Raw genomic sequence first — 17066 nt, forward strand, 5'->3', positions numbered from 1 at the left:
CTCATCCGATGGTGGTAGGGACAGCGGTGGTGCCGGGGATCATCAGGGCCACGAGGTCGTGCTCGTCCGGCTTGGCCCCCGGTGGCGCGTCCACCGTGGCCACCAACCGGCCGTCGGTGATCACCGCGACCCGGTTGGACAACCCGATCAGTTCTGGGAGGTCGTCGCTGACCAGGATGACGGCAGCGCCGGAAGCAGCGACCTGGCGCAGCAACTCGTAGATACCTTCTCGAGCGCCGGTGTCAACGCCCTGTGTCGGTTCGTCGAGGACCAGCACATCAGGTTGCCGCAGAAGCCATTTGGCGATGAGTACCTTCTGCGCGTTGCCGCCCGACAGCGAAGCCACCGGCGCATCGATACCGACGGCGACGATGCCCAGCTCGTCGACGTACCGCTGGGTGACCGCGCGGGCACGGCCAACCGCCCACAACCCGACCAGGCGGGTGGCGAAGCGGTCATGTAGCGAGGCCAACTGGATGTTGTCGACGATCGACGAGCTGGTGATCAGCCCCTTGTCGTTGCGGTCCGGTGGCACATAGGCGATGCCGGCGCGAACGTGCTCGCCGATGGTGCCGCCGACTGGTTCGCCGTCGATCAGGATCCGCCCGTGGGTCGGTCGCACGGCGCCCGCGATGATCTCGCCCAGCACCCGCTTGCCCGAGCCCTCGGTCCCGGCCAAGCCGACGATTTCTCCCGCCGCGACCTCGAGCGAGGCATCCCGCAACACCCCGGCACCGCCCACGGATTCGACCACCAACCGGGGTGCTGCGCCGGTGTCGATGACGCGCTGGTCGTGTTCGCGGTAATAGTTCTCGGTGCGTATCCGTCCCACCATGAGCCGGTGCAACTCGTTCTCGTCGACTCCGGCCGTCGGGCGATCAGCCACAGATTCGCCGTCCTTGAAAACGGTGACTCGGTCGGTGGATTCGATGATCTCGGGCAACCGATGCGAGACGAAGACCACCGCGGCGACGCCGCGCAACCGTTGCAGCAAACGCAAAAAGTTGTCCTCGTGTTCGGAGTCCAGGGCGGTCGTCGGCTCATCGAAGAGCACCACGGGGCGCTGCACCTCGAGCAGGTCTGACAGTGCCGTCACCCGCGCGATGTCAAGGCTCTGTTTCTGTCCCGGTGTCAGCCGGCCCGTAGGCGCGCCCACGTCGACACCGTCCACACCGGCCTTCGCGAGCGCCTCGGTCGCGGCGCGGCGCAGCGCGCGCCGGTCCAATCCTCCAGTCCTCCTGCGGAACAGGTGTTCCCAGCCGAAGAAGACGTTCTCGTAGACGGCCAGGGAGTCGATCAGCGCGGCGTCCTGGAACACGCGGAAGATGCCGAGCTTGTTGGCTTCCTGGTAGGTCTTCGGGGCGATTTCACGACCGTCGAGCACCAGCGACCCTGAGTCGGGGGGCAGAACGCCGGACACGATGTTGAGGATGGTGCTCTTGCCTGCCCCGTTCTCGCCGATCAAACCGACCACCTCGCCGTCACCGACGGTCAGGTCGACACCCTTGAGTGCGCGGTTGGCGCCGAACGATTTGACGATGCCAGCTGCCTGCAACCGGGGTCCTGGACGTGAGGTCATGTCACACCTTCTGATAGGGGGACGGCCCGAGAACGGGGGTGCGGTAGTGGTCCTCGTACAGCGCGCGGACGCGGTCGAAGTCGCCGTTGCGTTGTGCGGTCAGATAGGCCTCGGGGAACTGGAAGCCTTCGGGTTTCGGCACGCCCGGCCAGATGGTCTCGAGATCTTCGACCGGGTACCCGGCGAACTGCAGATCGAAGTCGTGGGGGTGCTCGACGCGGGAGAGCAGTTTGACGTCGAACGACTCGCCGATGGGCCCGTCGACGTACCGGGACTTGAACGCCTGCACGTTGTCGGCGGTGATGATCTCGGCGTGCCATCCGTAGAACCGTTCGGCGGCATCGGGTTTCCACCCGTTGAGCCGGTCGTGGAACTGCGCCACCGTGAAGAAGGAGGGGTAAGCCGGGACGTTGCCGGTGGTCACCAGCTGCGTGCCCTTGACGATCCGGTCGATGCCGGCAGTCGAGCCGTTGGCTCCAACGACGAAGACGTCCTTGCCGGGCACCTTGCCCGCTGCTTCGATCCCGGCGACCACTCCGGTGGCGGCGTCGTCGTTGACTGCGACGATGCCCCGGGTGTCGGGGTAGCGGGCCAGCAGGGCGGCCGCGGCGCGCTGTGACAGGTCGGCGTCGTACTTGGCGTGGAGTTCGCCGGCAAAGGTGATCTTCGGGTATTTCTTGAGGGTGTCGTGCACGGCGAGCCGACGCTGGACCTCGCAACCGTCGATGGACGGGTAGTACCCGCCGACTCGCACGATGGTGCCTTCCTCGCCGATGGTGCGCGCCAATACGTCGACGGCCTTGCCGACGGCGACGTACTCGTCGGGCATCAGGAAGGTGTTGTACTTGTTGCCGTCGGCGTCGCTGTGCCACGGCGTGTACCAGGCTGGTGAGTTCCAGGCCGCCTGGAACAACACCCCGCCCCCGTTCGAATCGTGGGCCATGGTGGGCAGCGCGCCGGGGTCGTTGAGCCCGACGAAGATCGCGGTGGTCTTCTGGGTGAGCAGCTGATTGAACTGATTGGACTGCACCGCGGCATCGCTCTTACCGTCCAGAACGACGCTCTTGTAACCCAATTGGGCGGCAGCCTCTTGGTACGCCTTGGCCCACTGCACCTGATAGTCACCGGTGGCCGACCAGTTCAGCAGAGCGAACTGACCGTCCGTGTAGGCGACGGCGTCACCGCGGGCCTCGCTGCGCCGGCCCACCGCGGTCAACGCACCCGCGGCGGTCAGCGCGGCGGCGCTGCCGGCCAGCAGTTTCACGAACTGCCGCCGGCCCAGACCGTAGGTGTCCAGGCGTTCGAGGACCGGATCGATCGCACGGCGTTCTTCGGAATTCATCGGGCAGACGGTAGTGCGCGGCCGGATCAATTCCCAGCGTCTGGATCAGGATAAGACTTACCGTGATTGGAACGCATGGTGATCAGAAGTATTGCGCCGAACGGTCTTTGGTCACGACATTGGGTGAGGTGTCCGTTCCTTACCTCCGTTTCTCTGCCTTTGTCATGAACACGACCTCACATATCCTGCAGGGTGTGTGGCGCCGGCCCGAAGCCCGCCAGACGGATTTCAACTCACTCGATCATTGGGTGCATCTGGCGAAAGTTCTCGAGAGGGGCCGATTCGACGCCATCTTCTTCGCCGATGTCGTTGGCCTGTACGGCGATTACGGCGGGTCCTACGAGAAGTACGTGCAGGCCGGCCTGCAGATTCCGAGCAATGACCCGAGCGTGATTGCGTCGGCAATCGCATACAACACCTCGGATATCGGGATCGCCATCACCAGTTCGGTCATCCAGGAGCACCCGTTCAATTTCGCGCGCAAGATATCGACCCTTGATCACGCCTCGAACGGCCGGATCGCGTGGAACATCGTCACCAGTGGTCTGGCCAACGCGGCCCGCAACTTCGGGTACGACGGGCTGGAGGAGCACGACGAGCGCTACCGATGGGCCGAGGAGTACGTCGACGTCACCTACAAGCTGTGGGAGGGCTCGTGGGACGACGGGGCGCTGCTCCAGGATCGTGTTCGTGGGCTGCATGGGGACTACTCGAAGATCCACAAGATCCACCACGTCGGAGAGCGCTACTCGGTCGAGGGACCACACCTGGTGGCGCCGTCACCGCAGCGCACACCGATTCTGTTCCAAGCAGGGTCGTCAACGGCCGGGCGCGATTTCGCGGCCCGTAACGCCGAAGCACAGTTCATCATCAGCCCGAGCCCCGAGAATGCTCGCGATCTGATCGAGGACACCCGCCGGCGGGTGGTCGCCGCGGGACGCAAACCTGATGACCTGAAGTTCTTTCAGGGTCTGCATTTCGTCATCGGCAGCACGGAGGAGGAGGCGCGGCGCAAGGAAGTCGAACTCGACGAGGCGATCGACCTGGACGGGATGGTTGCCCACCTGTCCGGTGCTGTCGGCATCGATTTCGGCGGCCACGACCTCGACACCCCGTTGGGTGACATCGCCGATACCGACGGCACCCGCAGCATCGTGGCGTGGGTGCAGGAATCGGTGTCTCGGCGGGCAGGAGCGGTGGGCCCACGCGCGCAGCGCAGGGGACGACCCGGGGAATCACACAGCCGTGAGGCCACCGTGCGCGATTTGGGCCTGTTGCAGGGGCGCAACTCGCGAGTGGTGGGCACCCCGGAGTCGATCGCCGACCAGTTGCAACGGTGGCGCGATGCCGGGGTGGACGGCATCAACGTCGTCAACGCCACCATTCCCGGCAGCTACGAAGATTTCGTCGAGCACGTCATGCCGGTGCTGCAGCAGCGCGGACTGGCCCAGCGTGAGTACCGTGCCGGCACGCTGCGCGCCAAGCTGTTCGGAGCAGACCGGATCAACGAGCGGCACCCGGCCGCACGGTATCGCGGCGCCTTCGCTGGGTGTAGGTAGCCCGCCACCCATGGGGCGACTCCGGCCTGGCTCAAGCCGAGTCGGTGCCGTCGGTGTGCGGGGTCGGGCTCTGCTCCGACTCCCACTTGGATTCCAGCGACCGCGTCACGCGCGTGCCGGCAGCGAACTGCTGCTGGAACGTCTCGCCGTCGCCGTCGTCTTCGAGCGTCACCAGGTAGCCACCGTCGGTGGTGGCGATGTGGACCACCTTGTAGGACCGTGCTCCGTCACCGCGATCAGCCGTGATGATGTCGCCGGGCGCGACGTCGTCGATGGGATCGTCAGAGGTGGGGTCGGCCGGGGATGACGAAGAATCGGCGTCAGACATGCGTCGACCGTAGCCGACGTCAGCGGGTGGTCAGCTCTCGATCGTTTGACCAGCAAACGTGCGGGTACTGCAGGACTGGCGCTGCTCTCCGCGCGTCAGCCTGAGAGAGGAAGCCCCTATGTCACGTCATCCCTGGGCCCGTGTCGCCGCAACGTTGATCGCCGGAGCCGCCGCGGTGGCGGCCGGCGGTGCCGCCGCCCCGACGGCAGCTGCCCAAGGATGTCCGGACGTCGAGGTGGTGTTCGCCCGCGGCACCGGTGAGCAGCCGGGAGTCGGCGGAGTCGGACAGGCCTTCGTGGATGCGGTGCGCGCGCAAGCGGCACCCCGGACGGTCGGTGTGTACGCGGTGAACTACGCCGCGTCCAACAACTTCGACGCTCGCACCGAGATCGCCCAGACCGTCATCGACGGCATTCGCGACGAGTCCGACCACGTACAGGCGATGGCCGCCAACTGCCCGAACACCAGGATGGTGCTCGGTGGCTACTCGCAGGGCGCTCTGGTGTCGGGCTTCACGACCTCCGATGTCGTTCCTGCCATGGTGCCTGCGGCGATCGCGCCGCGTCCGATGCCGCCGGAGGTGGCCGATCACGTCGCGGCCGTCGTGCTGTTCGGCACACCGTCGGCGCCCTTCCTGCAGCGCTACGGCGCTCCGGCCATCACGATCGGGCCGCGCTACGCGGACAAGACCCTGCAGCTGTGCGCGCAGGGCGACACGATCTGCGACGGCGCCCCCGACGGCGGCCCGACCGTGGCGCACGCCCTGTACCCGGTCAACGGGATGGTCAACGAGGGTGCGACATACGCCGTCGGCCGGTTATAGGGGCTCACGCCCCGGCAGGCACGGGATAGCGGTCGTTGACGTCGGCGTTGGTGTCCTTGCGGGCGCAGTGCGCGCAGCAGAAGATGCCCTCGTCGGTCTCGATGCCGTGGCCCAGGATCCGGCACCCGCAGTGTCCGCATTCCGGTGCCAGTTGCATCGTGGCGCACTCGACGCTGTCGAACGTCGCGGACCGGCCGTCCGGCCAGGTCACCGTGAATGCCTTGTCGTAGTCGTTGCCGCACGTCGCGCAGATGGTCATGAGGGGCCCTCTCAGTCGGGTGGTTGCTGGTAATCGCAGCAACGCAACGGTTTCCCGCAGCGTGGCGGCACAAACAGGGGTTTGGCCGGTCTGAGAGGGGGCATCAGTCGGGGGCGATGCCGCCCGGCATCAACATCGTCATCGCCATCGTCGGCGAGGAGGCCGCATGACCACCGCATACACCGATTTCGGCATCACTCCAGCCGGAGTCTATCCGCCGCAGGAAGATTCGCAGCTTCTGATCGATGCGATGACGGCAGCCGGGCTCGCCCCCGGTGCGCGGGTGGCCGATCTGTGTACCGGTAGCGGAGTGGTGGCATTGGCCGCCGCGCAGGCCGGCGCCGCCGAGGTCGCGGCATTCGACATCTCTCCCGCCGCCGTCGCCCATGCCCGCCGCACTGCGCGCGCTGCCGGCGCGAACATGGTCGTGCACCGCGGGTCCTGGGCACGCGCAACCGAATTCGGGCCCTTCGACGTGGTGCTCGCCAATCCGCCCTACGTGCCGCAGGCGCCCGTCGACGACTCGAATGACATTCCGATGGCTGCCGGTCCGGCCCAGGCATGGAACGCCGGTGCCGACGGTCGCCTCGTGCTGGACCCGATGTGCGCCGCGGCGCCGCTGCTGCTCGCCGAGGGCGGCACGATGCTCATCGTGCACTCGGAATGCTCGAATGCCGAGCGCACTGTCCACGCGCTACGAAGCCACGGTATGACAGCGGATATCGTTGCCCAACAGATGATTCCGTTCGGACCGGTGATGACGGCACGGGCCGACTGGTTGAAGAGCGCGGGTCTGCTGCCGCAGGGGTGTGAGATGGAACGCATCCTGGTCATCCGCGCGGACGCGCCATGAACGAGCACGCCCCACGTACCGTCCGGGTCGTGCCCGGCGGTCCGGTGATGGTGGAAGGACCTGTGCGCGTGGAACTTCCGGACGGCTCAGTGGCGGAATCGGACAGATTCATGGTGGCCATCTGCGCGTGCCGGCGCTCGAAGACCTATCCGCTGTGCGACACCAGCCACCGCCGCCGGCAACGCCCGGCGGCGGATGCCGAGTCAGTCCAGAGCGCGGCGGAGTGAGCTGCGTCCCGCGTCCCAGCTCTGCATGAGGTGATCGGCCAGTCGGCCCTCCACGAGGTCGAACGCCCGGATACCGAACACCACGTCGGTGTCCAGCTCGGGCTCACGAGCCACCAAGTCGCCCACCACGTCGGTACGGACGACCTGCTCGTGCACCGCGTCGGCTTCGACGTGCTCGCGGTAGAAGGCCGCGCATTCGTCGGGCGCGCCCATCCGCTCCAGCGCCGCCACCATGCGCTTCGACCCGGGGGGAGAGGTCACCTCGGTCGCCGCGAAATGGCCGACTGCTGCGCCGCGCCACCGACGGTGCAAACCGAACAGCGACATCAGGTTCACCACGGCCAGCGAATGCGCGGGAACGTCGGCAAGGTAGCCGAGATAGGTGGTGTCCAGTCCGGCCGCCGCCATCAGGTCAGCGAACAGCTGCTGGTGCAGCCTCGCGCCCTTGCCTGCGCCAAACTCGTCGAACTCGACGGCGACGAACGACGCTTTGGCCTGTCCCGTCAGACGCGGTATGGCCCACGCGTGCGGATCGCCTTCTTTGAGGTGGTACAGCGAGCGGTGGGCGAAGTATTCGCGCATCTGGTCCCACGTGCCGCTGTCGCGCAGATAGTACGACGGGCCGGTGCCACCGACGGGCTCCAGACAGAGTGCGTCCAGCTCGTCGAGCGCACTGGTGTCGGGGTCGATCTCGCCGACTCCGCGCCTGACGTCATCGAGAAAGAGATCTTCCAGGCGGCCGCGCAGGTAGAGCAGTCCGGGGTTCCATTCCCAGCCGGCGTCCACTCCCGCGAAGCCGCGGTAGTGGAGTTCGTAGCAGAGATACAGCGCCAGGTGCAGATCGATGCCCGCGGGATCGGCGTCGGCGAGCGAGGTTTCGACTTTGGTGAGGTAGCGCAGCGGTGCCCGCTCGGCCAGCAGCTCGACCACGGACAGCGAGATCGGCCCGCGGGGTTCGGGAAGCAGGGGTTGAACCATCGTCGGCATCACGGCTGCGACATACCCCGCCGAGATCGCGCCAAACGGGCGGCGCCGGTACCCACTCAGGGGGCTTGATCACACATGGATGCTGCCTTTTTCACATTTTCCCGTTCTGTGCTGTCAGGCCCCCCGGTAGGTGGGTAGCCGGTCGGCAGGCGCACATCAGTGCCACTGACCGAAGCAGGAAGCAAACTCCCGAAGGGGTGAGTACGACACATGGCCACCACGGCTACCACCGAGTCCGTCACCATCGAAGCCACCACAGCCACGCTGATCGCTCAGCTGCGCACCATTCTCGACCTGACCCACACCGAGATCCAGGTCGCCGAGACCCGAATTGCCCAGGCGCGCACGGACGCCGTCCGCACGGAGCTGACGCAGAACGCCGAGAACGGGCGTGCGCGCGCCGAGCAGATCGAGGCGGCGATCCGCGACCTCGGCGGGTTCCCCGACGTCATCGGGCCGTTCCTGGGACGGGCCGCGGCCGCGGTGAAGGCACTCACCGAGCAGGCCGAACCGTTCGACGAGGCGCTCTTGGGTGACCTCGCCCTGGAAGACCAGCTGCTGGATCGTTCGCGCTACGTCAAGGCCCTCGCTGTCGCCGCCAAGCACAAGGACGTACAGGACCTCGCCGACCGTCTCATCACGGCGCACTCGGCGACCGTCGATTGGCTGACCACCGTGCTCGCCGAGGACGCGCTCGGCGGCCCGGCGGCCCTGCGCCGCACTCCGCTGCAGGCTGCCGCGGGTCTGACCGTGAAGCTGTTGAACCTCCCGTTCACGTGGTCGGTGGAGCGCGCGGAGCGGGCCGTCGAAGCGGTGCGTTCGGTGCGGCCGGCTGTCGGCGACCTCGTCGACCGCGGCGCCCGCAGCACTGAGATCGCGGCGAAGGCGCTCGCCGGTGCGCGCAACTCGGCTCTGGAAGCCGCCGAGCGTATCACCCGTGAGCAGGGTGCCGACGACGTCGCCGACGTCATCCACGCGGCACGCGGGGCCGCCGGCGTGCTGGAGGCCGACGAGCTGCCGATCGCCGAGTACGACGATCTGAACCAGGCCGACGCGATCGCCGCGGTGAAGGAGCTCTCCGAGGCCTCCGACATTCGCGTGATCGTGGCTTACGAGGAGGCGCACAAGAACCGCCAGCGCGTGGTCTCCGCGGCGCAGACCCGGTTGGCCGCCATTGCCCAGGACGTGGTCGGCATCAGCTGACGCTGCACGGCTCGAACCACCGGCGCGGGCCCTTCGGGGTTCCGCGCCGGTGGCGTCTGACCGGCGGCGGAAGGGTTTCTGACAGAGGCTGCCTTGACGGAGCCTGCACGTCTCGTTAGAGAATTATTTGTGAGTTTCCGACGGGTCGAGGGGAATCGGACGAGATGACAGCCACAGCTGACCGGCCGGCGGTCGTGGTGACAGCGCTGGCAGCGACGACGGCTCTGGCCGCTGACGTCGAGGAATCGTGGGCCGCGCTTCTCAACGGCAAGAGCGGCATCGGGCCCATCGACGACCGCCTTCCCGGTGATCTTCCGGTGCCCGTGACCATCGGCGGACTGGTCCGGGAGGACTTCGATTCGCAGCTCAGCCGGGTGGAAGTCCGCCGCCTGTCCTACATGCAGAAGATGGCGCTTGTGCTGAACCGGCGGTTGTGGGCGGCCGCGGGCACACCTGACGTCGATACCCGCCGCCTGTTGGTGTCGGTGAGCCACGCCTTCGGCTCCACGCAGGATCTATGGACCGCGTGGGAGGCGTTCAAGGAGCGCGGTATGCGCGCGGTCTCGCCGCTGGCAGTGCAGATGCACATGCCAAACGCCCCAGCGGCCGCCGTCGGGTTGGACAGGCAGGCCAAGGCCGGTGTCATCGCGCCGACCAGCGGCGACGCCTCAGGCTCGGCGGCGATCGCCGAGGCGTGGCGCCTGATCACGCTCGGCGAGGCCGACGTCGCGATCTGTGGCGGCGTCGAGTCGCAGATCGAGCCGGTGCCGATCGCCGCGTTCGACAACCTGGGATTGCTGTCCCATCACAACGACGACCCGGTCGGCGCATGCCGCCCGTTCGACAAGAATCGCGACGGCATGGTGTTCGGCGAGGGCGGCGCACTGCTGCTGCTCGAAACCGAGGAGCACGCCAGGGCGCGCGGCGCGACCATCCTCGGCCGGCTGCTCGGCGCGGGCACCACGTCGGACACCGTCGACCTGATCGAGCCCGACCCCGACGGGCAGCTGGCCGCCGCGGCATTGAGCCGGGCGCTGCAGCTCGCCGCAGTGGAGCCCAGCGACGTCGACGCGGTGATCGCCCATGCAGCGGGTACGCGAGTCGGTGATCTCGCCGAGGCCCGCGCGCTGCAGACCGTGCTGGGGACTCACCGGCCCGCCGTGACCGCACCGAAGGCCGCTCTCGGGCACTCCATGGGCGCCTCGGGCGCCGTGGCCGCCGCGCTGACCGTTCAGTCGCTGCGTGACGGCGTGCTGGCGCCGACGCTCAACTACGACACCCCTGACCCCGACATCGACGTGGATCTGGTGGTCGGCGAACGCCGCTCAGGCGACTACCGCCACGCGATCTCGAACACGCTCGGGTTCGGCGGGCACAACGTGGCACTGGTCTTCGGGCGGTAGCCCCGGCGCTAACCTCGAGCGGTGACCCTGGTCTACGACGACACGCTGCGAGACCGCATCAGGGACAACCTGGCCGCGCACCACCGTCGCACCGTCTCCGATCCCGAGAAGCGCCGCGCGGCGGTTGCCGTGGTTCTGGTCGACTCCGAGGTCGGGGAGGACCGTGTCGATCCCGCTCCCGTCGACGACTGGATCGCCGGCAGACCGATGCCCGAGAACCTGGACGGCCGCATGGTGGACGTGTCCGGTGGCGCGTCATTCCTGTTGTGTCGCAGAACATCTCGACTCTCGACGCATGCCGCCCAGTGGGCGCTGCCCGGCGGCCGGCTGGATCCGGGAGAAGGCGCCGTCGACGCGGCGTTGCGTGAACTCGACGAGGAGGTCGGCGTGGCGCTGCCCGAGGCGGCCGTGCTCGGACTGCTCGACGACTATCCGACCCGCTCGGGGTATGTCATCACCCCGGTGGTGGTCTGGGGCGGGGGCAGGCTTGATCTGCAGCCGGCGCCCGACGAGGTGGTCGCGGTCTATCGCGTCGGACTGCACCAGCTGTTGCGGGACGACTCACCCCGGTTCATCACGATCCCGGAGAGCGCGCGGCCGGTGGTGCAGATCCCGTTGGGCAACGACCTGATCCATGCGCCGACCGGGGCGGTGCTGCTGCAGTTGCGGTGGCTGGGGCTGGAGGGGCGAGACGACCCGGTCGACCAGCTCGAGCAGCCGGTGTTCGCCTGGCGGTGACTGCATTCCGGTGTTTCTGCCTGCAGCGGGCCGGGTAGCCGGATCTCGATGGCCACGACACACCTACCCGGCAGGCACCGCCTCTCGCCGGCCCACGCCGGTCCGCGGTGGGGCTTGGCGTCGCTGATGGTGGCCGCGGGTATGGCGGGTTGGTTGCTCGCCGTGGCCGGACCCGATGGTCCGCGGACGATGACGATGTCTGCACCCTCGGTGCCACAGCCTGTTGCGATCGCTGCCCAGGACATTCAGCGCACCGGTTGGGTCACCGCGGTGTCAGAGACATCGCTGACCACCGCCGATGCCGCAGGGCGGACCATGACGTTCGCCATCACCCCCGACACCACGAAGGTCCATCGGCCGGGCGCGACGGCTTTTGCCCCGTCCGAGCACGTCGCCGTGGTCGCCGTCGTCCGCGACGGCGTGCCGGTGGCCACCGCGATCGTCGACAGAGGTGCCACGGAAGGGGCCGGCCAACCGATGGACTATGGGTTGCCGCACTGACGACCTTGCGAAGTTCACACCCCTGTTGTTAGCTTTGTGACGTTCAGTGTGAGGTTTGGGCGTGCAAGGAGGCGCGGCGATGTCGAGTCCGCCTGTGCGCGCCATCGGCAACACGTCTCGGCGCGCCGAAATCGCGCAGTTCGTCCGAGCCAAGGGTGCTGTCCGAATCGATGACCTGGCGCACCAATTCGGCGTCAGCACTATGACCATCCACCGCGATCTCGACCATCTTCACCAGGCGGGCATGGTGCGCAAGGTGCGCTCCGGAGCCGAGGCGCCTCCCAGCGAGGCGTTCGAACGCAACATCGAGCTGCGCCGCATGCTCAATCTCGCGGAGAAGCAGGCCGTCGCCCGAGCCGGCGTCGCGTGGGCCGCCGACCGCATCGACATGACCGCCGTGGCCCTCGACGACAGCACCACCGCTTTGCACGTGGTGCCGCTGCTCACGTCGCGCCTGCCACTGACCGTGATCACCAACTTCCTGCCCGCGATCAACGATCTCTCGGCGGAGCCACGGGTACGCCTGACCGCGATCGGCGGCGACTTCGTCCCCGAGTTCTCCTCGTTCCTCGGCCCGCAAGCCACCGGCGCGCTGAACGACGTGCACTGCGACGTCCTGTTCATGTCGGTGCCGGCGCTCTCCCGCGGAAAATGCTTCCATCCCTCCAGTGCCGCAGCGCAACTCAAGCGCGCCTTCATGGACAGTGCCGAGCTGCGCGTGCTGCTGATCGATCACTCCAAGTTCGCGCGCCGGGCGATCCACCGGATCTGCGATCTGGCGGACTTCGACGTCGTCGTCGTCGACGCCGGCATCGATCCCGACGAGCGTCGCCGCCTCGACGACGCCGGCGTGAACGTCCTGGTGGCCGAGTCGTGACCGCCGCGTCGACGGCACCGCTGGTGATCGCGGTCGACTGCTCGACCACCGCCGCGAAGGCGATCGTCGTCGACGCCGCCGGCCGGGTCGTGGGCGAGGGGAGTCAGGCCCTGGACACCCGAAGCCCGGTCCCGCACTGGTTCGAGCAGGACGCCACCCAGTGGTGGACCGCCACCGATGCGGCCATCCAGGCTGCGCTGCATGATATTTCGGACCGCAGCGCCGTCGCCGCGGTGTGCGTGACCCATCAACGCGAAAGCTTCGTCTGTCTCGACGAGGACGCATCGCCGATTCGGCCGGCGATCCTGTGGCTCGACGGGCGGGCCGAGGCCGAGGTCCGCACCTACGGCACCGAACGCGTGGAACTGTTGTCGGGCAAGCCCGCCGACATCACCCCCGGGCTCTACAAGCTGCTGTGGCTGCGTGATCACGAACCCGACACCATGGCGCGCTGCCACCGCGTCGCCGACGTGCACACCTACCTGGTGCACACCATGACTGGTCGCTGGGTGTCGAGCACCGCATCGGTCGATCCCCTGGCTGTGATCGACCAGAGCACAGGCGATTACAGCGACGAGTTGCTCGACCTCGCCGGGCTGCGCCGAGACCAGCTGCCCGAGCTCGTCACGAGCGGATCAACCGTCGCGGCACTGCGGCCCGAGATCGCTGACGCGTGGGGCGTGGGCCACGACGTCGCGGTCGTCGCCGGCACGGGCGACGGCCAGGCCGGCGGTATCGGACTGGGCGTGACGGATCCGGGCGCGGCCTACCTGGTTCTCGGGACGGCCGTGGTGATCGGCAGCGAGACCAAATCCTACGTTCCGGCACGGGCGTACCGGTCGATGATCTCGGCCATGCCCGGGCAGTCCACGGTGGAGACGTTCAGTTCGTCGGGTACCTACCTGTCGACCTGGTTCCGCCGCGAGTTCGGCGACCCGGGCCTGGCCGGCGCGCCCGACCCTGCGCTGGAGAGTGCGGCCGCGGCGCTGCCGATCGGCAGTGAACGGCTGATGACGCTGCCCTACTGGAACGGCGCCCAGACGCCGCACTGGGACGGGCAGGCCTCGGGAGTGACGTTGGGGTGGCAGGGATGTCACACCCGCGCACACTTCTATCGATCCCTGCTGGAGGGCATCGCACTCGAACTGCGGCTGCAACTCGACGGTCTCGAGGCCGCGCGCGGCGAGCGGGTCGAGGTGATCCGCGCGACCGGCGGAGGAGCACGCAGCGCGCTGTGGACCCAGATTCTGGCCGACGTCTTCGACCGACCGCTGCAGGTCTGCGCGTCCGGTGAGGTGAGCGCGCTCGGCGCGGCGGCGATCGCGCTGACCGCGGTGGGCGCGTACGACTCGCTGCCCGCGGCCGCTGCGGCGATCAGCACCACCGACGCCGTCGTCGCACCCCGCCCGGACGCGGCCGCCGCCTATCGGCGCCTGCGCGCACTCTACGAGCAGGTCTACGCGCAGACCCGCGGCCTGCTGCACACCCTGCACGACACACCCCTGACCGAAACACCCCTGTCGAAGGAGAATTCACCGTGAGAGCCGCCATGTTCTACGGGCCCGGCGAACTACGGCTGGAGGACATCGGCTCCACCGAGCCTGCGCCGGGCGAGATCCTCGTCGAGGTCCGCGCCGCCGCGACGTGCGGAACCGACCTGAAGTCCTACCGGCGCGGCCACCCCAAGCTGTTCCCGACTCTGCCGTCGCGTTTCGGTCACGAGTTCGCCGGTGTGGTCACCGCCGTCGGCGACGGTGTCGAGCGCTTCTCCGTGGGCGACCGCGTCACCGCCGCCAACACCGTGCCGTGCGGGTACTGCTGGGCGTGTATCCGCCACCGCGAAAGCCTCTGCGAGAACCTCGAATTCCTCAACGGCGCCTTCGCCGAGGAGGTGGTGATCCCTGCAGCGATCGTGGCCCGCAACACCTACACGCTGCCCGACGACCTCGACTTCGCCGACGCCGCGCCGCTGGAGCCGCTGGCCACGGTGGTACACGGAATGGCCGAGACGGGAATCGAACTCGGCGACACCGTCGTGGTGCACGGGGCGGGGCCGATCGGGCTGATGTTCGTGCGGCTGGCCACCCTGCGGGGCGCCAACGTGATCTCGGTCGACCAGTCGCCATGGCGGCTGCAGCAGGCTCTTCGGGCCGGCGCCGTCGACACCATCGACCTGTCCGAGGTATCCGACTTCGGGGACCGGGTGGCGCTGATCAAACGCCACACGCCCCACGGTCGCGGCGCCGACGTCGGGATTGAAGCGGTCGGGCTGCCGCAGGTGTGGGAGCAGACCGTCCGCACGCTGCGGCCCGGCGCGACGGCCGTGCTCTTCGGTGGAACACCCGCTGGCGCAGCGTTTTCCGTCGACTCCAGCGCGATGCACTACGAGGAGTACACCCTCAAGGGCGTGTTCCACCACACCCCGAACTACGTGCGCACCGCCGTCGAACTGCTGTCCACCCGCAAGGTGGACGGCTCGATGCTGGTGACCGAACGCCGGCCGCTGTCGGAGCTGGTGCCCAGCCTCGAGGACATGGCCGCCGGCCGCGGATCGAAATACATCCTCGAGCCATGAGACTGCACGAGCAGCGGCAGCAGGTCGTCGACGCCTGCCAGTACCTCAGCCGCTCGGGCCTGGTGGTCGGCACCGCGGGCAACGTGTCGATCCGGGTCGACGATCTCGTCGTCATCTCACCCAGCGGTGTCGACTACGAGGCGATGTCGGCGCGAGACGTCGGCATCCACGACCTGGACGGCGCCGCCGTCGACGCGGTGCTCGCGCCGTCGAGCGAGTTGGCCCTGCACCTGGCGGTCTATCGGTCCTCGGCCCATACGGCCGTCGTGCACACCCATGCGCCTGCATCGACCGCGCTGTCCACGGTCGTCGACGAAGTGTCTGCGTCGCACTACTATTCGGCGCTGTTCGGCGGCCCGGTCCGCGTCGCCCCGTACGCCACCTTCGGCACGCAGCAGCTGGCGGACAACGTCACCGCCGCACTGCGCGACCGCACCGCGGCGCTGATGGGCAACCACGGCGCGGTGCTGGCGGGTGCGGCGCTACCCAAGGTGCTGAACCTGGTGCCCTACCTCGAGTACGTGTGCGACGTGCAGCTGCGGGCCATGGCCACCGGCGCGCCCGTGCGGGTCCTCGACGACGCCGAGATCGCCGAGGTGGGCCGGCTGCTGGCCGGCTACGGGCAGCAGGCGTCCGGGAAGGACTGACGAAACAGGGGCCGGTCGCAGTGTGCGACCGGCCCCAGCTTCGTGTGATGCGTCAGGGCTGCTTCTGGCCCGGGATTCCCTCATAGGCGATGTCGCCGGTCTTGAGGTTCTGTGTGGTCAGCTCGGAGAGCCCGTCGAGGAACTTCTGCCGGTCGGTCACCACGTGCTGGATCGCGACGTCGACGTTGTCCTTGGTGATGGCAGGCATGAGGTAGACCGGCTTGGTGTTGACCTCTTCCTTCTTGGCCAGGGCGTTGGCCACGGCCAATCCGGCGGAGAGCTCCACGGTGCCGTTCTGCAAAGAGGTGCCGATGAATTCACCGCTCTTGACCGCGTTCAGGCCGTCCTCGATGCCGTCGATACCGACGATCGGGACGTCGTTGCGGCCGGACTCCTTGAGAGCCTGCAGGGCGCCGAGACCCATGTCGTCGTTCTCGGAGACCACGGCGTTGATCTGGGGACCGAAGCCGGAGATCCAGTTCTTCATCTTGTTGACGGCCTCGTCGCGCTTCCAGTTGGCCGTGTCCTTGGCCAGCACCTTGATGTCCGGGTACTTGGCGAGCACGTTGTTGATGCCCTTGGTGCGGTCCAGCTCGCCGGACTGACCCAGCGGGCCCTGCAGGATCACGATGTTGCCCTTGCCACCGAGGTGGTCGGCCATCATCTGCATCTCCTGCTCACCGGCCTTGACGTCGTCGGGCTGCACGCTGCCGGCGACGTCCGGGTTGTTCAGCGCTGCGTTGACGGCCACCAGCGGGATGCCCTTGGCCTTGGCGCTGGCGACCTGCGGTCCGAGCGAATCCGCCTGGATGGGAACGACGATGATCGCGTCGACGCCCTGGTTGACCATCGAGTCGATCTGGCTGGCCTGCGTGGACACGTCGAGATTGGCGGAGTTCCAGACCAATTCGATGTTGTTGTCCTTCGCGTAGGCCTCCATGCCCTCTTTGCCCGCGGTGATGAACGAGCTCATGTCGTACACCGTGACGCCGATGCGCTTGGTGTCCGCGTTGGAGGTGGTGTCTCCGGCTCCGCAGGCGGTCAGCGCTGTGCCGACGACACCCACCGAGGCCATCGCCGCGATCTTGGTGAGCAATCTCATGGGTTCTCTCTATCTTTCGTTGTCAGGTTGCCAGCGTTTACAACTCGGTCCAGGTTCGGCTGT

The 17066-nt window shown here is 67.8% G+C and carries 18 protein-coding genes; 12 read left to right on the forward strand and 6 right to left on the reverse strand.

Annotated features, from left to right (window positions below):
- Position 1: 1 nt before the first annotated feature.
- Together PGN37_RS16985 and PGN37_RS16990 are read right to left on the reverse strand one after the other, a co-directional pair.
- Positions 2-1579 (reverse strand): sugar ABC transporter ATP-binding protein, encoded by a 1578-nt coding sequence (locus PGN37_RS16985; protein WP_335332169.1) that lies wholly within the window; start codon positions 1577-1579, stop codon positions 2-4.
- Position 1580: 1 nt separating this feature from the next.
- A complete protein-coding gene (locus tag PGN37_RS16990) occupies positions 1581-2921 on the reverse strand; it encodes a sugar ABC transporter substrate-binding protein (protein ID WP_335332170.1) in 1341 nt (446 codons plus the stop codon).
- Between the two features lie 164 nt (positions 2922-3085).
- Between PGN37_RS16990 and PGN37_RS16995 the strand changes: the two genes are divergently transcribed.
- Positions 3086-4480: an LLM class flavin-dependent oxidoreductase gene (locus PGN37_RS16995; RefSeq protein ID WP_442932949.1), complete on the forward strand. Its 1395-nt coding sequence runs from the start codon at positions 3086-3088 to the stop codon at positions 4478-4480.
- A 31-nt stretch (positions 4481-4511) separates the two neighbouring features.
- On the opposite strand, the gene PGN37_RS17000 is transcribed toward PGN37_RS16995, so the two are convergent.
- On the reverse strand, positions 4512-4808 hold the full coding sequence (locus PGN37_RS17000) for a hypothetical protein (RefSeq protein WP_335332172.1): 297 nt from the start codon (positions 4806-4808) through the stop codon (positions 4512-4514).
- A 118-nt stretch (positions 4809-4926) separates the two neighbouring features.
- On the opposite strand from PGN37_RS17000, the gene PGN37_RS17005 reads away from it, so the two are divergent.
- Positions 4927-5631 carry a cutinase family protein gene (locus tag PGN37_RS17005; protein ID WP_335332173.1) on the forward strand — a complete coding sequence of 235 codons (705 nt, stop codon included), beginning with the start codon at positions 4927-4929 and terminating at the stop codon, positions 5629-5631.
- 4 nt (positions 5632-5635) lie between these two features.
- On the opposite strand, the gene PGN37_RS17010 is transcribed toward PGN37_RS17005, so the two are convergent.
- Positions 5636-5890 carry a hypothetical protein gene (locus tag PGN37_RS17010; protein ID WP_335332174.1) on the reverse strand — a complete coding sequence of 85 codons (255 nt, stop codon included), beginning with the start codon at positions 5888-5890 and terminating at the stop codon, positions 5636-5638.
- Between the two features lie 166 nt (positions 5891-6056).
- On the opposite strand from PGN37_RS17010, the gene PGN37_RS17015 reads away from it, so the two are divergent.
- Both PGN37_RS17015 and PGN37_RS17020 read left to right on the forward strand, forming a co-directional pair.
- Entirely contained in the window at positions 6057-6743 is a 687-nt protein-coding gene (locus tag PGN37_RS17015) for a HemK2/MTQ2 family protein methyltransferase (protein WP_335332175.1), read from the forward strand.
- The gene (locus PGN37_RS17020) at positions 6740-6970 is read left to right on the forward strand and encodes a CDGSH iron-sulfur domain-containing protein (RefSeq protein WP_335332176.1); all 231 of its coding nucleotides are present in this window, start codon (positions 6740-6742) and stop codon (positions 6968-6970) included. The genes PGN37_RS17015 and PGN37_RS17020 overlap by 4 nt, the downstream gene beginning before the upstream one ends.
- Here the strand turns inward: PGN37_RS17020 and PGN37_RS17025 are convergent.
- Positions 6947-7957, reverse strand: a complete 1011-nt coding sequence (locus PGN37_RS17025; RefSeq protein ID WP_335332177.1) for an iron-containing redox enzyme family protein — start codon at positions 7955-7957, stop codon at positions 6947-6949. The two genes, PGN37_RS17020 and PGN37_RS17025, sit on opposite strands and share 24 nt — an antisense overlap.
- A gap of 210 nt (positions 7958-8167) precedes the next feature.
- Between PGN37_RS17025 and PGN37_RS17030 the strand changes: the two genes are divergently transcribed.
- The 8 genes from PGN37_RS17030 to PGN37_RS17065 all read left to right on the forward strand — a co-directional run bounded on the left by PGN37_RS17030 (position 8168) and on the right by PGN37_RS17065 (position 15901).
- Positions 8168-9160 (forward strand): ferritin-like domain-containing protein, encoded by a 993-nt coding sequence (locus PGN37_RS17030; protein WP_335332178.1) that lies wholly within the window; start codon positions 8168-8170, stop codon positions 9158-9160.
- Positions 9161-9324: 164 nt separating this feature from the next.
- A complete protein-coding gene (locus PGN37_RS17035; RefSeq protein ID WP_335332179.1) occupies positions 9325-10563 on the forward strand; it encodes a KasA/KasB family beta-ketoacyl-ACP synthase in 1239 nt (412 codons plus the stop codon).
- A 21-nt stretch (positions 10564-10584) separates the two neighbouring features.
- Positions 10585-11301, forward strand: a complete 717-nt coding sequence (locus PGN37_RS17040) for an NUDIX hydrolase (protein ID WP_335332181.1) — start codon at positions 10585-10587, stop codon at positions 11299-11301.
- Between the two features lie 48 nt (positions 11302-11349).
- Entirely contained in the window at positions 11350-11802 is a 453-nt protein-coding gene (locus PGN37_RS17045) for a hypothetical protein (protein WP_335332182.1), read from the forward strand.
- Positions 11803-11881: 79 nt separating this feature from the next.
- A complete protein-coding gene (locus PGN37_RS17050) occupies positions 11882-12679 on the forward strand; it encodes a DeoR/GlpR family DNA-binding transcription regulator (RefSeq protein WP_335332183.1) in 798 nt (265 codons plus the stop codon).
- The gene (locus tag PGN37_RS17055; protein WP_335332184.1) at positions 12676-14220 is read left to right on the forward strand and encodes a xylulokinase; all 1545 of its coding nucleotides are present in this window, start codon (positions 12676-12678) and stop codon (positions 14218-14220) included. The genes PGN37_RS17050 and PGN37_RS17055 overlap by 4 nt, the downstream gene beginning before the upstream one ends.
- The gene (locus tag PGN37_RS17060; RefSeq protein WP_335332185.1) at positions 14217-15254 is read left to right on the forward strand and encodes an alcohol dehydrogenase catalytic domain-containing protein; all 1038 of its coding nucleotides are present in this window, start codon (positions 14217-14219) and stop codon (positions 15252-15254) included. Before PGN37_RS17055 ends, PGN37_RS17060 begins: the two co-directional genes overlap by 4 nt.
- Positions 15251-15901: a class II aldolase/adducin family protein gene (locus PGN37_RS17065; protein WP_335332186.1), complete on the forward strand. Its 651-nt coding sequence runs from the start codon at positions 15251-15253 to the stop codon at positions 15899-15901. The genes PGN37_RS17060 and PGN37_RS17065 overlap by 4 nt, the downstream gene beginning before the upstream one ends.
- A gap of 52 nt (positions 15902-15953) precedes the next feature.
- On the opposite strand, the gene PGN37_RS17070 is transcribed toward PGN37_RS17065, so the two are convergent.
- The gene (locus PGN37_RS17070; RefSeq protein WP_335332187.1) at positions 15954-17003 is read right to left on the reverse strand and encodes a substrate-binding domain-containing protein; all 1050 of its coding nucleotides are present in this window, start codon (positions 17001-17003) and stop codon (positions 15954-15956) included.
- Between the last annotated feature and the right edge of the window lie 63 nt (positions 17004-17066).

The organism is Mycobacterium kyogaense (genome assembly GCF_036946525.1).
GTDB lineage: Bacteria > Actinomycetota > Actinomycetes > Mycobacteriales > Mycobacteriaceae > Mycobacterium > Mycobacterium kyogaense_A.